This is a genomic window from Azospirillum lipoferum 4B (assembly GCF_000283655.1).
In the GTDB taxonomy this organism is placed as follows: Bacteria; Pseudomonadota; Alphaproteobacteria; order Azospirillales; family Azospirillaceae; genus Azospirillum; species Azospirillum lipoferum_C.
The window spans coordinates 425,521-441,380 of the sequence record NC_016587.1; the positions used below are offsets into that span (position 1 = coordinate 425,521).

The following is a 15,860-nucleotide window of genomic DNA, read 5'->3' on the forward strand; positions in this document are numbered from 1 at the left end:
AACGGGCCCTCACGCCACCCTGGCGCCGGCGGCGGAGAAGCCGCCCAGGCTGTACAGGCCGCGCTGGCCTTCCACCGGCTTGAACTTGTCGGTGATGCCCAGCACCGTTTCCGCACCACCCAGATACAGAACGCCGTCCTGCGGCATCTGGCGCGAGATGGCCTCCAGAACCTTCGCCTTCGTCGGCTGGTCGAAATAGATCAGCACGTTGCGGCAGAAGACGATGTCGAACTGGCCCAGCGCCGACAGATCGCCCAGCAGGTTCCATTCGCGGAACGACACCATCTGGCGCAGCTGCTGGCTGATCTGCCACTTGTCGCCGTTCTGCTTGAAATGCTTCACCAGCATGGTGATGGGAAGGCCGCGCTGCACCTCGAACTGGGTGTAGATGCCGGACTTCGCCCGCTCCACCATTTCGGCCGAGATGTCGGTGCCGACGATCTCGATGCGCCAGCCCGCCAGCTTCGCCGCGTCGTCGTTCAGGAGCATCGACAGCGAATAGGCTTCCTGCCCCGACGAACAGGCGGCCGACCAGATGCGCAGACTGCGCTTGGCCGCCCGCGCCTCCATCAGCTTCGGCAGCACCAGCTGCTTGAACTGGTCGAAGGGCTTCTGGTCGCGGAAGAAGGACGACTCGTTGGTCGTCATCGCTTCCGTGATGTCGCGCAGCAGCGCCTCGTCCTTGCGGGTGCGGACGGTGGTCGCCAGCTCCTCCAGGCCCTTCATGTTCCACTTGCGCGCCACCGGCATCAGCCGGGATTCGAGCAGGTAGGCCTTGTCGCGGGTGAGGACCAGGCCGGAACGCTGCTTGAGCAGCGTGGAGAACATGTCGAAATCTTCGACTCTCATGCTGCCCTCGAAGCGAGCTTGCGGATGTGGGGACCGATTTCCTTGAGCGGCAGGATGGCGCTGCAGATGCCGGCTTGCGCCACGGCACCCGGCATGCCCCAGACCACGCTCGACGCCTCGTCCTGGGCGATCAGCATGCCGCCGCCGTTGACGACGTCGGTGCAGCCCTTCAGCCCGTCCTGCCCCATGCCGGTCAGGATGCAGGCCAGGATCTTGCGGCCGCCGAAGGCCTTCAGGATCGACCGCATCATCGGATCGACGGCCGGGCGGCAGAAATTCTCAGGCGGATCCTTGCTGAGCGTGATTACGTTGGCCCCGCCGCGCTGCGCCACCAGCATGTGGAAGTCGCCGGGCGCGATGTAGCAGCGGTTCTGGACGATCGGCTCGCCGTCCTTGGCCTCGCGCGCATCGATCCCGCATTGGCGGGTGATATGCTCGGCCAGGATGGTGGTGAAGGTCGCCGGCATGTGCTGGGTGATCAGGATCGGCTGGCTGACGCCGGCCTTCAGGTGCGACAGCACCTCGAACAGCGCCTGCGGACCGCCGGTGGAGCTGCCGATGGCAATCACGTCCGGCTTCACCGCCATGGTGCCGGCCGGGGCCGGGCGGGTGACGATCGGCCCGACCTCGCGCTTCAGCAGCCCGACCGGAGCCGCCGGGGTCAGCGGGCGGATTTCACCGCGCGAGCGCGACCCGGCGCGCCTGGCCGCGGCACCCAGCGCCTTGACCTTGGCGACCAGCTCGCGCTTGAAGTCCTCCGCCCCGCCGATCTCGCGGGTTGAGGTCGGCTTCGGGATGTAGTCGGCGGCACCCGCCGACAGGCAGCGGATCGACACGTCGGCCCCGCGCAGCGTCAGCGTGGAGGCCATGATGATCTTCACCTGCGGCGCCACCGCCAGCAGCTTCGGGATGGCGGTCAGCCCGTCCATCACCGGCATCTCGATGTCCAGAACGATGACGTCGATCGAGTTGCGCTGCAGCGAATTGACCGCCATCTGGCCGTCGCCCACCGAGGTGACGACGCGGATGTCAGGGTCTCCTTCCAGCGCGCGGGTCAGCAGGCCGCGGATGACGGCCGAGTCGTCCACCACCATGACCCGGACGGGATCCGGATTGGCCGGTCGCGCGGTGGTGAGGGGGCCTCTGCCAAAACTGTCCGACATATCGGCGATTCGCCTTTCAACTCGACTGGTTCAACGCGGCGGGTTCCCGAACCCGGATAGGCTGCCAACCATCCGGTTGCACTCCATCCCGGTCAAGACATGCCGTCACGGCGGGAGAGCGCGGCAGGGATCACAGCAGGCCGACTTGCGCGAACTTGGTCTGGATGATGTCGCTGTCGAACGGCTTCATGATGTATTCGTTGGCTCCGGCGGACAGCGCCTCCTGGATGTGGGCGAGGTCGTTCTCGGTGGTGCAGAAGACCACCTTGGGCTGCTCGCCCCCGCTCATCTTGCGCAGCCGGCGCAGGAACTCGATGCCGGTCATCACCGGCATGTTCCAGTCCAGCAGGATGGCATCGGGCATCTGCGCCGCGCAGGCCTCCATCGCCTGTTTGCCGTCCTCCGCCTCGGTGCAGGTGAAGTTCAGCTCTTCCAGGATCTTGCGTGCGACCTTGCGGACCACGCGGCTGTCGTCGACCACCAGGCAGGATTTCATTGCGGCAGGGCCTCAGGTCATCTGTTCGTCGGCGGAAAAGCCGGCCGGCCGGAACGGCGCCCTCCCCCGGGGAAGGCGCCGAAAGCCGTCAGGCCGTCTCGATGGTTGTGAAGTTGAGCAGACGAGGGACGTCCAGCACAACCATCAACTGGCCGTTCAGCCTATAAATTCCGGTCGATACCTCGCGCCAGCGCGGATCCAGCGTCGCCGGGTTCCGTTCGAAGTCCTCCTTGGTCAGGCTCAGCACCTCGCCGACCGAATCGACCATCAGGCTGTAGAGCTCGCCCCTCAGATCGACGACGATCGACATGCCGGGCTTGTCCTTCGGCCGGCCGGTCAGGCCGAGCCGCAGGCGGACGTCGATGGCGGTGACGATGCGGCCGCGCAGATTGAGCGATCCGGCGACCTCGGGCGGGGCCAGCGGGATACGGGTGATCCGCTGATGGCCCAGCACGTCCTGCACCTGAAGGACCGGGATGCCGAACATCTGGTCGGCGATCGTCATGGTCACAAAGTCCTGGTTGCCGGATACGACGAGATCGTCGCCCTTCGACTTCCGGACGGTGGACGGCAGCTTGGCGTTGCTCATGCGGCACCTTTCTGTTCGGTCAGCGTCTGCTGCAGCGCGAAGAGCAGCGCGTCACGGTCGAACTTGGCGACATAGTCGTTGAAGCCGGCGATCCGGCCGCGGTCGAGATCGCGGGCACTGGCGTGGCTGGACAGCGCCACCATCGGCACACGCTGCCAACGGCTGCCGTGACGCACCGCCTCGGCGAAGTCGAAGCCGCTCATGCCCGGCATCTCGATGTCGGAGACGATGACGTCGAAGTCCTCGCCCGCCTCGCAGAGCGCCAGCGCGTCGCCGGCATTCTCCACCGCCGTCACGTCGTAGCCGGCGACCGACAGCAGCGGCGTCAGCAGGTTGCGGAAGAAGGGGCTGTCGTCCACCAGCAGTACGCGCTGCAGCTTCTCCTCCTCGAACCCCTCCTGGGTGGAGGAGCCGAACCAGTCCTTGTAGGCCTGGGTCAGGAAGAAGCCGGCGTCGATCACCTCGGTCGCCTTGCCGGCGATGATGGCCGAGCCCATCAGGCCCGGACGCTCCGCGGCCAGCTGGACGTTCAGCTTCTCCTCCACGATGTCGACGATCTCGTCGACGATCAGGCCCATCGAGCGGTCGCCGTCGGCGAAGACCAGGACCGGCTGGCGGCCTTCCTTGCCCAGCATGAAGTTCGGATCGATCGGCACCAGAGGCATCAGCTTGCCGCGGTACTGGACCACCGGCAGGCCGTTCGACATCTCGACCGTGGCGAGATCGACGTCCTCCAGGCGGGCGACCAGCGACAGCGGCACCGCCTTGGGCGCGCCCTCGCCGGCGCGGAACAGCAGGAGCGCCATCTTGTCCTCCTGGCGCTGGGTCTGGACCGCGGTGGTCTCCTTGCCGGCGGCCTCGCCCATCGCCATCTCGCCGGTGGCCGACGCGATGCCGTTGGGGTCCAGGATCATGATGACCGAGCCGTCGCCCAGGATGGTGTTGCCCGAGAACATCTCGATGTGGCGCAGGATCGGCGCCACCGGCTTCACCACGATTTCCTCGGTGTCGAACACGCGGTCGACCATGATGCCGAAGGTGTAGGTGCCGACCTGGGTGACGACGATGAAAGTCTCGTCCGCCGGCTTCTTGGCATCCTCGCTGTCGTCCAGCCGCAGCAGCTGCTGAAGCGAAACCAGCGGCAGCAGGCGGTTTCGCAGGCGCAGCACCGGCGTGCCCTTCAGGCGCTCGATGGTGTGCTCGCTGTCGGATGCTGCGCGCACCAGCTCGACCACGCTGATCTGCGGGATGGCGAAGCGCTCGCCCGCACACTCCACGATCAGGGCGGAGACGATGGCCAGCGTCAGCGGGATCTTGATGACGAAGGTCGACCCCTTGCCCTGGGCCGACTTGATCTCGATGGTGCCGCCGATCTTCTCGATGTTGGTCTTCACCACGTCCATGCCGACGCCGCGGCCCGACACGTTGGTGACCTTGGCGGCGGTGGAGAAGCCCGGCTTCATGATGAACTGGATGATCTGCTGGTCGGTCATCGAGGCCAGCTCGATCTCCGACGCCATCCCGTTCTGGATCGCCTTCTGCTTGATCCGGTCGATGGCAAGGCCCTTACCGTCGTCCTGGATCTCGATGATGATGTGGCCGCCTTCGTGATAGGCGTTCAGCGTGATGCGGCCGGTCTCCGACTTGCCGGCCTTCAGGCGCTCCGCCGGGATCTCCAGGCCATGGTCGGCGCTGTTGCGCACCATGTGGGTCAGCGGGTCCTTGATCAGCTCCAGCACCTGGCGGTCCAGCTCGGTGTCGGCGCCGAGCATCTGGAGGTCGATCTTCTTGTTCAGTTCATGCGCCAGATCGCGCACCAGGCGCGGCAACTTGGCCCAGGCGTTGCCGATGGGCTGCATGCGCGTCTTCATGACGCCTTCCTGCAGCTCCGACGTCACATGGTTCAGGCGCTGCAGCGGGGCGGCGAACTCGCTCTCCTTCTGCGACCGCAGGATCTGCAGCAGCTGGTTGCGGGTCAGCACCAGCTCCGAGACCATGGTCATCAGGTTTTCGAGCAGATCCACGTTGACGCGGATGGTCTGCGCGGCGACCGCCGATTCCTTGGTCGCAGCCTCCGCGCCAGCATCGGCACCGCCCGCATTGCCGCCGGCCGAACCGGCGGAAACGGGGACGACCGGCGCCGGCACCTTGGCGGCGGCCGGCTCGGCCTCGGGAACGACGAGGTCCTGCGACGGGGCCGGCTCCTCGGCCGGCTCGGGCGCGCGGGTGGCGACCGCCGTGCTGGCCGCCGGGGCGGCGGCGGCGGGCGCGTCGTTCGGACCGGGGGTGGAGTTCCACAACGCTTCCAGCTCGTCCAGCGTCACCGGCCGTTCTTCCGCAGCGGCGACCGCAGGGGCGGTCGGCGGCGGCGGGGGCGGCGGCGGAGCGGCGGCGGCCGGAGATGGCCCGCCCAGCTTGCCCTCGGCGCACAGGTTCAGCCGTTCGATCAGCGGCAGGTCGTCGCCGGGCGGTTCCGCCTCGGTCGCCTCCAGAACCGCCAGCAGGCTCTTGATGGTGTCCAGAGCCTGCAGGATCAGCGAAACCGCTTCCGGATTGATCGTCAGCTCGCCGTCACGGAACTTGCCCAGCACGTTCTCCGACGCGTGCGCCACCTTTTCCAGGCGGGGCAGGCCGAGAAAGCCGCAGGTTCCCTTGATGGTGTGAACGAGGCGGAAGATGTTCGACAGCAGTTCCGGATTGTTGGGATTCTGCTCCAACCGGACCAACTCGACGTCGAGCACCGAGAGGTTTTCGTTGGTCTCCGTCAGAAATTCGGACAGCAGATCATCCATGTCGCATTCCCCAGGCCCAATGTTTATGGTCCGCACCGGCCTGCGGCTCGAACGGGCAGCATCGAAAGGCCGCCGGTTGCGCTCCAGTCCAGGTAGGGCGGGAGCCTGTCAAACACTGATTAAGAGAACCTTACCTCTTCCGATAGGGAGTCTTCCGGAAGCTTCCACCGATAGGATCAAGGGACCGATTGTCACAAGGAGGATCGATGACCGACGCCGAACTCGCCCAATCCGTGCGCACCGCCGTGGAAAAGCTGAACTCCGCGCTGGCTGAGGCCGCACGCCAGAATCTGGCCGTCACGCTGCGCACCACGGCCCACCAGACCACCGGCGGGGTGGAGCAGGTCGTGGTGGAAACGCGCATCTTCAAACAGCTGTAGAGAACCTCACCACTCCGCGGTGAAGACCAGCCGCTCGCTGCTTTCGGTGGCGACGGCGATGCGGAAGCCGTCGCTCTCCGCCAGCCGTCCGGCCAGATAGGCGTGGACGGTGCGGGGCGTCAGCGCCTCGGGCGTCGCCGTGCCGGCCAGGGCCGCGGCGGCATCCGCGTTCAGGGTGCCGGGGCGGCCGGCGGCGGTCACGGCGATGCGGCCGGCCGTTTCGTCGCCGTCGGCCGCGACGGAGACGAGGCCGCCATGGGTCAGCGCCTCGTCCGCCAGCAGGATGAGGTTCAGCACCAGCTTCACCACGCCGCGGCGCTGGGCCGTCATGTCGTGCGGCACCCGTTCCGGCCAGTCCAGCCGGGTGCGGCCGCCCTCGACATAGCCGGCGGCGGCGTTGCGGGCATCGCCGAATCCCTTCTGGTCGCGCCCGGCCACCCCATAGGCCAGCCGGAAAACCCGCAGCCGGCGGTCCGCCTGACCGGAGGAATGGTCGATCAGCTTCACCGCCTCGCCCAGGAAGCCGCCGGCAAACCCACCGGCCCCGCCGCCCTCCTCGTCCTCCTGCATCTCCTCGATCAGTTCCAGCCCGTTGCGGATGGCGCCGACCGGGCTGACCAGATCGTGGCACAGCTTCGACGCCAGCAGTTCCAGGACGCGGATGTCGACGCTGACGGGGTGGGAAGGCGATTCGGTCACGAGACGGTCTCCGGTGGAAAAAGGAGCGGCGACGGCGCGGTGCCGGCGATTCTATACTCTCGGGGCGCCGCCGCACAGGCGGTCGCATTTCCTATGTACATTAGACTGACGGATGGGACGCGACATGGACGATTCGCTGGTGCCCGGCGCCTGGGTGCGCCACCCGGACCGGCCCGACTGGGGGCTGGGGCAGGTGCAGTCGGCCATCCGCAACCGCATCACCGTGAATTTCGAGCATGCGGGCAAGGTGCTGATCGACAGCGACGTGATCTCGCTCTCGGTGGTCGATCCCGACGAGATCTGACACCGGCCGCGACTTCGATACCCCGATTCCGGGAAAGCGCGGATTGCGCCTTCGGGGCCGCTTTGCTTTTATGCACCGAATACGAACATGCCTTAGCCAGAAGATGGGAGACACGAGATGAAGGCCATGATCCTCGGCTTTGCCGCCGCCGCGGTGATCGCACTGGGTGCCGCCGTGGCGCTGAACTCCCTCGGCCATTCCACCGCAGAGCGTTTCTCCAGCTCCACCGTCCGGCTTTAAGAGAGCGGCGCCACCCAATTTTCTACGAAAAGGCGACTTCCGGCGCCGCGGCTCGCGGTGTAGCATCGGTCGATCCATGACCGGACACGGCGGGCCGTCGGTTGATCTCGCGTCTCAAAGGGGGAATGGGCGCCTTCGGTTTGGCGCTGATCGTCGGCTTCAATGCCATGATCGGCTTCGACCTTCTGCATGAGCGCACCGAGACCATCGCCCGCGCGCGGGAAGAGAACGGGGCGATGGCGCTGGTGCTGGAGCGCCATGCGACCGACAGCTTTTCCGGCGTGTCGAAAATCCTCGCCGGCGCGGCGGAGGTTCTGGCCGTCCGCGGCGACCGCTGGGAGCGGGGCGATGCCGACGTACACGCCCTGCTGCGCCGTCAGGCCAGCCAGTCGCCGCTGATCCGTGCCATGCTGGTGGTCGCCGCCGACGGCAGTCTGGTTCACGATACCCAGACGCTGACCCCTGCCACCCTCGACCTGTCGGACCGCGATTACCTGATGGCCCACCGCGACGGGCTGGTTGCCGGCGGGGCTGACGGGGTGTTCGTCGGCAATCCGGTGCGGGGCCGCACCTCCGGCACCTGGTTCATCGGCATGAGTCGGCGGCTGAACGCGCCCGACGGGCGATTCGCCGGCGTGGTGGTCGCGGTGCTGGAGCCGACGGCCTTCCGCGGCTTCTACCGGACGCTGGCGCTTCCAGGCGACGCGGTGGTGACGCTCTACCATGCGGACGGGCCGGTGATGGCCCGCTTCCCCGACCACGATACCCATATCGGCCGCTCGGCCCGCCATCTGCCGCTGTTCGCCCGGCTGCTGAAGGAGGCGCCGGCCGGCACCGAACTGCTGGACAGCCCGGCCGACGGGCCGCGGCGCATCCTCAGCTACCGCGCCTCGGCCGAGATGCCGCTGGTGGTGACGGTGTCGTCCTCGCGCGACATGGTGCTGGCCCCCTGGCGGTCCAAGGCCGTCATGCTGTCCGCCGCCGGCCTCGCCGGCACGCTGGTGCTCGGGCTGATGATGCTGGCCCTGCTGCGCGAGGCGGGGCGGCGCGAACGGGCGATGGCCGACCTGCAGGGCAGCGAGCGGGCGCTGCGCGACAGCCAGCAAAGGCTGATCCAGGACATCGCCGCCCGCCACCGGATCGAGGCGGAACTGATCGCCGCCAAACAGGTCTCCGACGCCGCCAACCGGGCCAAGACGCAGTTCCTGGCGAACATGAGCCACGAGCTGCGCACCCCGCTGAACGCGGTCATCGGCTTCGCGGAGGCGCTGGAAAGCGGCATCTTCGGCGTGATGACGCCCAAGCAGACCGAATATGTCGGCGACATCCGCCGCTCCGGCCAGCATCTGCTGAGCCTGATCAACGACATCCTCGACACCACCAAGATCGAATCGGGCAAATACGTCCTGCATCAGGAAGAACTGGCGGTGGAGGACCTGATCGGCGAGTGCCTGCGCCAGATGGAGCCGCTGGCGCTCGAAAAGGGCGTGACCCTGACGGCGATGCTGGACGATCCCCTGCCCATCCTGTACGCCGACGCCCGCGCGGTGCGGCAGATCCTGTTGAACCTGCTGTCCAACGCCGTGAAGTTCACGCCGCCGGGTGGCCGGATCGCGGTGGAGGCGGATCGGGCGGCGCGCAGCCTGCGCCTGCGGGTCACCGACACCGGCATCGGCATTCCCGCCGCCGAGCTGGAGCAGGTGATGGAGCCTTTCCATCAGGTCGACAACTCCCACACCCGGCGCTATGCCGGGACCGGGCTGGGGCTGCCGCTGGTCAAGTCGCTGGTGGAGATGCAGGACGGGCGGTTCGTGCTCACCAGCATGCTGGGGCGCGGCACCGCCGCCACCGTGCTGTTCCCGCCGGGGCGCCTGCGCAGCCGACCCGCCGAGCTCATGGCGCTGGAACGGACGCAGACGGTCCCCGTGTGAAGGGCCGGCGGGAGGGCTTCAGGCCCGCCGCTTTCCGACGATCACCAGCGCGATGCCACCCAGCACCGCGACGGAGGAGACCGCCAGCGTCGGCGTGATCCGCTCGCCCAGCGCCAGCACCGCGGCCAGCGCGGTGATGACCGGGACGCTCAACTGGACGGAAGCGGCACGGGCGGCGGTCAGGGCCGGCAGCGCGGCGTACCAGATCGCATAGCCCACCCCCGACGCCAGCGCTCCCGACAGGATTGCATAGAGCAGCCCGCCCGCATCCCAGCGCAGCCCGCCGCCGGTGAACGGCCCGGCCAGCGCCGACAGCAGGGCCAGCGCCGCCGCCATCGGAACGGCGCGCAGGAAATTGCCGGCGGTGGTGGCGATGGGATCGCGGCTGGCCCGCCCCAGCAGCGAATAGACGCCCCAGGCCGCACCGGCCGCCGCCATCAGCAGCGCCCCCAGCGGGTCGGGGGCCGACAGGCCCGGCGCCAGCAGCAGCGCAAGCCCGCAGAGCGCCAGAGCCAGGCCTCCCCACTGCAGCGGCACCAGCCGTTCGCCGCGGTACAGCCCGACCAGGATCATGGTGGCCTGCACCGCCCCGAACAGCAGAAGCGCCCCGGTTCCCGCGGTCATGGTCAGATAGGCGAAGGAGAAGGCCGCCGCATAGGCCAGCAGCGCCGCCGCGCCACGCCAGCTTCCCGCTCCGGGCTTCGCATGCCCGGTCGCGCGGGCGATCAGCCACAGGCTGGCGGCGCCGGAGACGATCCGCACCAGGGTGAAGCCGGCCGGGTCGATGGCGGTCTGGCTCAGCGCCAGCCGGCACAGGATGGAGTTGGCGGCGAAGGCCAGCATCGCCAGCAGGGTCAACAGCGCCGCCTGCCTCAGCCCGGGGATCGCCGCCGGAACCGCCGGTGCGGCGGCGGCCCGCCCCGCCCCCAGCTTATCGCTCGCCACCATGATTGTTTCCTCTGCAAACACCTGGGGCAGCTAGCCGGAAGGCTGCCGCGCTGTCAAACCCGCAGCCGGCTTCGCCCCGTCCGACTTTGGTCGGACAGGGATGGCGGGTCAGGAGGACGGCCCGTCCAAAACGAACTGCAGCAGGTAGGTGCGCTGGAGCGAGCTGAAATTGTTGTCGGAGAGCAGGTAGACCAGCGTTTCGCCCGCCGGTCCTGGGCGCGTGGCGATGCCTTCGAAATTGTCGTTCACCAGGGGCGATTCCAGCCGGGCGAGTTCCTCCCCCGCGACGACGGCGCCGGCCCTCAGCTGTTGCGGCGCCACCCGGACCAGACGCGACGACCAGCCGCCCAGCAGCGACACCCGCCGTTCCAGCACCAGAACGCCGCCGTCGGGCAGCGGGGCGACGCCGGTCGGCCGATAGCGGGGTGCCGCGCGGTAGGTGAGAGGCTGCCAGTCCGCCGCACTGCGCGGCACGGCCTCCTTCGGCGAGCCCATACCCGAGATCCAGGCGCGGCGCTCCTGCCGGCCGTCGTCCCCACCCTCCTCCAGGACCAGAAGCCGGCCGTCGGGAAGACGGGTCAGCGCCTCCAGCCCGCCATTCTCCGGGCCGTCCTTCGCCTCCGGCGGCAAGGGGATCGGCGTTGGCGTGCCTTCCGGTCCATGGTCGCCGGCGGAATAGCGCAGGATGCGGTGGTCGCGCTCCAGCAAGACCAGCCAGCTGCCGTCGGCCAGACGCGTCAGATCCTCCCCATCGGTGCGGTGCTTGCGGCGGGAAACCCCCTCCTCCACCGGCAGCGGGCGGGCGCCGACCTCGGCGACCCCGGCCAGGCGCCCTGCGGCGTCGGTCCGCAGCCGGCCGTCCACCACCAGCCCGGTGTCGCCGACGGCGACGAAGCGCTCGCCGGCCGGGTCGACCCACAGGCCGGACAGGCCGCCGACCCGATCCCCCCCGGCGATCTCAAGGCCGCCCAGGAATCGCAGCGGCCCGACCGCCGCCTTCTCCGGCCGGCCGCGGTCGAGCGGCACCTCCCTGGCGGTGACGATTTCAGCGCCGGCGGAGCCGCCGGCGGCCCCGACCACAGCGGCGCAGCCGCCCGACAGGGCCGTCAGCAGCAGGCCCCACACCATCATCTTTCGCATCGTCATGCCGCCACTCTTGCCAGTGCAACCGAGGGATACAACCTATCTTTCGGCAGGCCCCGCCCGCTCCCATCCGCATGCCCATCCGGGACCGGCCGGTTGCGGAACGGCCGTCACGATGCTTCGGTCTTAACGGTTAGGCGCGGCGGGTTACTCCCTCAGAACCGGTGGGGCCTGCCGGACAAGCGCTTAGATTGACGACTGTTTTCGACGATGCTTACCTGCCGATGACCGAGCCGAGTCCGTCCCCATGCCGATGCTCCCGCGGTCCCAGGCCGCCTATTCTCCTCCGGACCAGCCGGGCGACGGTGTCGCGTCGGGGGCGTCCCCGGCCGACCGGCTGACGGCGCGCATCCAGGAGCTGGAAGCCGAGCTTCGGGAACTCCAGCATCGCGCCAAGAACAGCCTGCAGTTGGTGATCAGCCTGCTGAAGCTGCAGGCCGGCCGCATCCGCGACCCCGACGCCCGCGCCGCCTACGAACAGACCATGGTGCGCATCGAGGCGCTGGCGATCCTCTATCGCCAGCTGCATGAGAGCGGTGCCGGCACCCATGTCGACCTCGGCCGCTATGTCACCGCCCTGTGCGAGGCGGTGCGCGAAGGCACGCCGGGCGCTCTGTCCCGCGTGCCGGTGACGGTGGACTCCGACCCGATCCAGATCGGCCTGTACGAGGCGATGCCGCTCGGCCTGATCATTGCGGAGTTGGTGACCAGCTGCCTGCACCACGCCTTCCCCGACGACGGCTGGATCCGCATCACCGCGCGCCAGCAGGGCGACAGCGGCCGCGCCCGCCTGACGGTGGAGGACAACGGCCGCGCCCTGCCCGCCGGCTTCGACACCACCGCCGAGGACGGCCTGATGCTGGCCGAGGCGCTGGCCGGCCAGCTGGGCGACACGCTGTCCACCGACAGCGACGCCGCCGGCACGACCGCCAGCGTCAGCTTCCCGGTCTGAGTTGGTCTCCCACCGCCTCAGTGGCGGTGCCCGTCGCCGTGATGGTGGCCGTCGTGATGCTCATGCGGGTGTTCCGGCTCGGGTGCCGGTTGCAGCGTGCCGGCGAACCAGCCGCGGATGGCGCGGACCGGATCGGTTTCCGTCGTCGTCACCGGTTCGATGCCGCGGCGCTTCATGTGCGCGACGAATCCGGCGCCGGACGATCCGGTGACGACCACCCGCACCGCGTCGATCGGGTGCGGCCGGCCGTCGCCGCAGAGATGCAGGACCTCCTCCTCCGCCAGTTCGATCCGGCCGGTCTCGACCGGGTCGGCCCCGGCCTCCGCCTCATAGACCAGGAAGCGGCGGGTGCGGCCGCCATGGGTGGCGATGGTCTCGAAATCCTTGGTGCCGACGGCGATCTTCATGGCATGCGGTTCCCTTGCGATGGTGCCCGGCGACCGCTCGGTCCTGCCACGCTTCCGCTTGCCGCGCACTGAGGGAGGTCAATCGGCGGGCGCGCCCGGCCCGATACCCGACCGCCTTGCTTGACTTTCAGCACCGATTTTGTACTATATGCCTGCCTGCTCCGCCGGAGAGGCCTGGGCTCGCCGTTTTGGGAGTCCTGCACCGGTCATATCGCTTTGCACGAGGATGTGACATGAGCACCGCCATCGCCCTCCGTTCGCCCGATTCCGGCGAATCGCTGTCCCGCTACATCAACGACACGCACCGTTACCCGGTCCTGACGGCCGAGGACGAATACATGCTGGCCAAGGCCTGGACCGAGCATGGCGACGTCGATGCGGCGCACAAGCTGGTGACCAGCCATCTCCGTCTCGTCGTCAAGATCGCCGGCGGCTATCGCGGCTACGGCCTGCCGCTGTCCGACCTGATCGCCGAGGGCAATCTCGGCCTGATGACCGCCGTCAAGAAATTCGAGCCGGAACGCGGCTTCCGCCTGTCCACCTACGCGATGTGGTGGATCAAGGCCTCGATCCAGGATTACATCCTGCGGTCCTGGAGCCTCGTGAAGATCGGCACCACCGCAGCGCAGAAGAAGCTGTTCTTCAGCCTCGGCCGCCTGAAGCGGAAGCTGGGCGAGTACGGCAGCGGCGACCTGCAGCCCGACAGCGTGACCCGCATCGCCACCGACCTGTCGGTGCCGGAAGACGACGTCGTCGCCATGAACCGCCGCCTGTCGGCGCCGATGGCTTCGCTCAATGCCCCGATGAGCGCCGATGGCGATTCGGCCGAATGGCAGGATCTGCTGGCCGACGAGCGTCCGTCGGTGGAGGAGTCGCTGGTCGAGCGCGGCGAGGCCCGCCAACGCAGCGCCCTGCTGCACCAGGCGATGAGCGTGCTGAACGACCGAGAGCGCGACATCCTGACCAGCCGCCGCCTGTCGGACAGCCCGCTGACCCTGGAAGACCTGTCGGTCCGCTACGGCGTCAGCCGCGAGCGCATCCGCCAGATCGAGGAACGCGCCTTCGAAAAGGTCGCCCGCCAAACTCGCGTCCTGGCCGCCGCCGTGGCCTGAACGGGGCCGGTGCGCCCCTCGAAAGCCATGACCTCCTCTTGCAGGAAACCGCCCCTCGGCAACGAGGCGGCGGCTTTCGGCCTGACTGCGTGTCCGGTGGAACGTGCGCCGGGATATCCTGCGCCAGGATATCCTGCGCCAGGATTCCGGGACGGCGCCGTGTAACCCCTCCATCGACGCCGGCGGTCTCCGCCGGCCATTGCGGAGGCGGCCATGTCGACGACCATTTCGCGGACCTCGAAGATCGAGATCATCAAGGACGCCCTGACCCTGTATGAGGGCAACAAGATCAGCCGCTGGCAGGTGATCAACCGGCTGGTCCATCTCGGCCTGTCCGCCGACGACGCCAACATCATCGCCGACCATGGCAGCATCCCGCCCCACATCCTGAGCGGGCTTGGGGTCATGCGCAGATGAGCGCACCCGCCGCCCCGGACGACACCGCCCCTGAGGATGCCATGGCAACGGCCCTGCGCCTGCACCGCACCGGGCGCTGGGCGCAGGCGGTCGCGGTCTATGACAGGCTGCTGGGCGATCCGCGGCTGGAGCCCGCGCGGGCTGCGCACGCCTATGCCAACCGTGGGGCGGCGCTGCGCCGGCTCGGCCGGCCCGACGAGGCGGTGGCGTCCTGCATCGAGGCGGTGCTGCGCCGCCCCGATCTGGCGGAGGCCTATGCCAACATCGGCGCGATCCTGCAGGAGAACGGCCATCCCCTGGCGGCGCTCGACGCCTGCAGTCGGGCGGGCGCGCTGTCGCCCGGCCTCTACACCGGCTATCTGGCGATGGCCAATGCCCACCAGGACTGCGGCGACCATGCCCGCGCCCTGACGCTGCTGCAACGTGCCGCCACCCTTGCCCCGGCAATGCCCAGCGTGCGCTACAATCTGGCGGAGGCACTGCTGCTTCACGGCCGGTTCGCGGAGGGCTGGCTGGCCTACGAGGCGCGCTGGCAGGCGCAGGAGCTGGCCCTGACCCGGCCCGCCTGCCCCAAACCCGAATGGACCGCACAGGACATCGCCGGCAAGACCCTGCTGGTGGTGGAAGAGCAGGGGTTCGGCGATACCCTGCAATTCATCCGCCTGATCCCGCTGGTGAAGGCACGCGGCGCGCGGCGGGTGGTGGTGCGATGCCGGGCGCCGCTGGCCCGGCTGCTGGCGGGGATGGAGGGCGTCGATGCGGTGGTGACAGCCCTGCCCCAGCCGGACAGCTATGATTTCTGGGTTCCGCTGATGTCGCTGATGCAGCGGCTGGGGGTGGCGCCGGACCGCATTCAGGCAACCGCGCCCTATCTGCGCCCACCGCAGGAGGCGGTCGCCCATTGGGCCGGAACCTTGCCGGCAACGGGAGGGTTGAGGGCCGGTCTGGTCTGGGCCGGCGACCCGCGGCTGGGCCATGCCGCCGCCAGCCGCACCGATTCCCGCCGCAGCCTGCCCCTCGCCCGGCTCGCCCCGCTGCTGGCGGTGGAGGGCGTGTCCTGGGTCAGTCTGCAGAAAGGGCCGGCGGCGGCGCAGCTTGGACAGGTCAACGGCGCGGCCATCTTCGATCCGATGGCGGAAGTCACCGACTTCGCCGACACCGCGGCCATCGTCCGGCAGCTCGACCTCGTGATCGGGGTGGACACCGCCGTCGTCCATCTCGCCGGAGCCTTGGGCGTGCCGGTGTGGGTGCTGTCGCGCTTCAGCGGCTGCTGGCGCTGGCAGCTCGACCGCGACGACAGCCCCTGGTATCCGACCCTGCGGCTGTTCCGGCAGGACCGCCCCGGCGATTGGGCGCCGGCGGTGGAGCGGGTGCGCGAAGAGCTGTTGCACGCGGTGCGGCTCTCTCGCCATGATCGCCGTCCGGCCTGACGCCGGGG

At 68.9% G+C, this 15,860-nt stretch carries 17 protein-coding genes; 8 read left to right on the forward strand and 9 right to left on the reverse strand.

Annotation, left to right across the window (positions count from 1 at the left end):
- Positions 1–9: 9 nt before the first annotated feature.
- From AZOLI_RS26195 to AZOLI_RS26215, 5 genes are all read right to left on the reverse strand, one after another.
- Complete coding sequence (locus AZOLI_RS26195) at positions 10–849, reverse strand: CheR family methyltransferase (RefSeq protein ID WP_014189668.1); 840 nt, start codon at positions 847–849, stop codon at positions 10–12.
- Positions 846–2,012: a protein-glutamate methylesterase/protein-glutamine glutaminase gene (locus AZOLI_RS26200; protein WP_044553204.1), complete on the reverse strand. Its 1,167-nt coding sequence runs from the start codon at positions 2,010–2,012 to the stop codon at positions 846–848. The genes AZOLI_RS26195 and AZOLI_RS26200 overlap by 4 nt, the downstream gene beginning before the upstream one ends.
- Positions 2,013–2,142: 130 nt before the next feature.
- Positions 2,143–2,508 (reverse strand): response regulator, encoded by a 366-nt coding sequence (locus AZOLI_RS26205; protein ID WP_014189670.1) that lies wholly within the window; start codon positions 2,506–2,508, stop codon positions 2,143–2,145.
- Positions 2,509–2,596: 88 nt separating this feature from the next.
- Positions 2,597–3,097 carry a chemotaxis protein CheW gene (locus AZOLI_RS26210; RefSeq protein ID WP_014189671.1) on the reverse strand — a complete coding sequence of 167 codons (501 nt, stop codon included), beginning with the start codon at positions 3,095–3,097 and terminating at the stop codon, positions 2,597–2,599.
- Positions 3,094–5,889, reverse strand: a complete 2,796-nt coding sequence (locus AZOLI_RS26215; protein WP_014189672.1) for a hybrid sensor histidine kinase/response regulator — start codon at positions 5,887–5,889, stop codon at positions 3,094–3,096. The genes AZOLI_RS26210 and AZOLI_RS26215 overlap by 4 nt, the downstream gene beginning before the upstream one ends.
- A gap of 206 nt (positions 5,890–6,095) precedes the next feature.
- Here AZOLI_RS26215 and AZOLI_RS32755 point away from each other — a divergent pair, with 206 nt between their 5' ends.
- Positions 6,096–6,269 (forward strand): hypothetical protein, encoded by a 174-nt coding sequence (locus tag AZOLI_RS32755; protein WP_014189673.1) that lies wholly within the window; start codon positions 6,096–6,098, stop codon positions 6,267–6,269.
- A gap of 6 nt (positions 6,270–6,275) precedes the next feature.
- Here the strand turns inward: AZOLI_RS32755 and AZOLI_RS26220 are convergent, their stop codons facing one another.
- Entirely contained in the window at positions 6,276–6,968 is a 693-nt protein-coding gene (locus AZOLI_RS26220; protein WP_014189674.1) for a histidine phosphotransferase family protein, read from the reverse strand.
- 124 nt (positions 6,969–7,092) lie between these two features.
- Here AZOLI_RS26220 and AZOLI_RS26225 point away from each other — a divergent pair, with 124 nt between their 5' ends.
- The 3 genes from AZOLI_RS26225 to AZOLI_RS26230 all read left to right on the forward strand — a co-directional run bounded on the left by AZOLI_RS26225 (position 7,093) and on the right by AZOLI_RS26230 (position 9,443).
- On the forward strand, positions 7,093–7,272 hold the full coding sequence (locus AZOLI_RS26225) for a DUF3553 domain-containing protein (protein ID WP_014189675.1): 180 nt from the start codon (positions 7,093–7,095) through the stop codon (positions 7,270–7,272).
- Positions 7,273–7,389: 117 nt separating this feature from the next.
- Positions 7,390–7,512 (forward strand): hypothetical protein, encoded by a 123-nt coding sequence (locus AZOLI_RS33690; protein ID WP_014189676.1) that lies wholly within the window; start codon positions 7,390–7,392, stop codon positions 7,510–7,512.
- Positions 7,513–7,637: 125 nt separating this feature from the next.
- Positions 7,638–9,443: a sensor histidine kinase gene (locus AZOLI_RS26230; RefSeq protein WP_014189677.1), complete on the forward strand. Its 1,806-nt coding sequence runs from the start codon at positions 7,638–7,640 to the stop codon at positions 9,441–9,443.
- A gap of 18 nt (positions 9,444–9,461) precedes the next feature.
- Here the strand turns inward: AZOLI_RS26230 and AZOLI_RS26235 are convergent, their stop codons facing one another.
- Together AZOLI_RS26235 and AZOLI_RS26240 are read right to left on the reverse strand one after the other, a co-directional pair.
- Entirely contained in the window at positions 9,462–10,391 is a 930-nt protein-coding gene (locus AZOLI_RS26235) for a DMT family transporter (protein ID WP_014189678.1), read from the reverse strand.
- A 108-nt stretch (positions 10,392–10,499) separates the two neighbouring features.
- A complete protein-coding gene (locus AZOLI_RS26240; protein ID WP_014189679.1) occupies positions 10,500–11,537 on the reverse strand; it encodes an esterase-like activity of phytase family protein in 1,038 nt (345 codons plus the stop codon).
- A gap of 244 nt (positions 11,538–11,781) precedes the next feature.
- On the opposite strand from AZOLI_RS26240, the gene AZOLI_RS26245 reads away from it, so the two are divergent.
- On the forward strand, positions 11,782–12,486 hold the full coding sequence (locus tag AZOLI_RS26245) for a sensor histidine kinase (protein ID WP_014189680.1): 705 nt from the start codon (positions 11,782–11,784) through the stop codon (positions 12,484–12,486).
- Positions 12,487–12,503: 17 nt separating this feature from the next.
- On the opposite strand, the gene AZOLI_RS26250 is transcribed toward AZOLI_RS26245, so the two are convergent.
- Entirely contained in the window at positions 12,504–12,893 is a 390-nt protein-coding gene (locus AZOLI_RS26250; RefSeq protein ID WP_014189681.1) for a NifB/NifX family molybdenum-iron cluster-binding protein, read from the reverse strand.
- A gap of 233 nt (positions 12,894–13,126) precedes the next feature.
- Between AZOLI_RS26250 and rpoH the strand changes: the two genes are divergently transcribed.
- The 3 genes from rpoH (at position 13,127) to AZOLI_RS26265 (ending at position 15,852) form a co-directional block, all read left to right on the forward strand.
- On the forward strand, positions 13,127–14,005 hold the full coding sequence (rpoH, locus tag AZOLI_RS26255) for an RNA polymerase sigma factor RpoH (protein WP_014189682.1): 879 nt from the start codon (positions 13,127–13,129) through the stop codon (positions 14,003–14,005).
- 213 nt (positions 14,006–14,218) lie between these two features.
- Entirely contained in the window at positions 14,219–14,422 is a 204-nt protein-coding gene (locus AZOLI_RS26260) for a hypothetical protein (RefSeq protein WP_014189683.1), read from the forward strand.
- Positions 14,419–15,852: a tetratricopeptide repeat protein gene (locus AZOLI_RS26265; RefSeq protein ID WP_014189684.1), complete on the forward strand. Its 1,434-nt coding sequence runs from the start codon at positions 14,419–14,421 to the stop codon at positions 15,850–15,852. Before AZOLI_RS26260 ends, AZOLI_RS26265 begins: the two co-directional genes overlap by 4 nt.
- Positions 15,853–15,860: the final 8 nt, after the last annotated feature.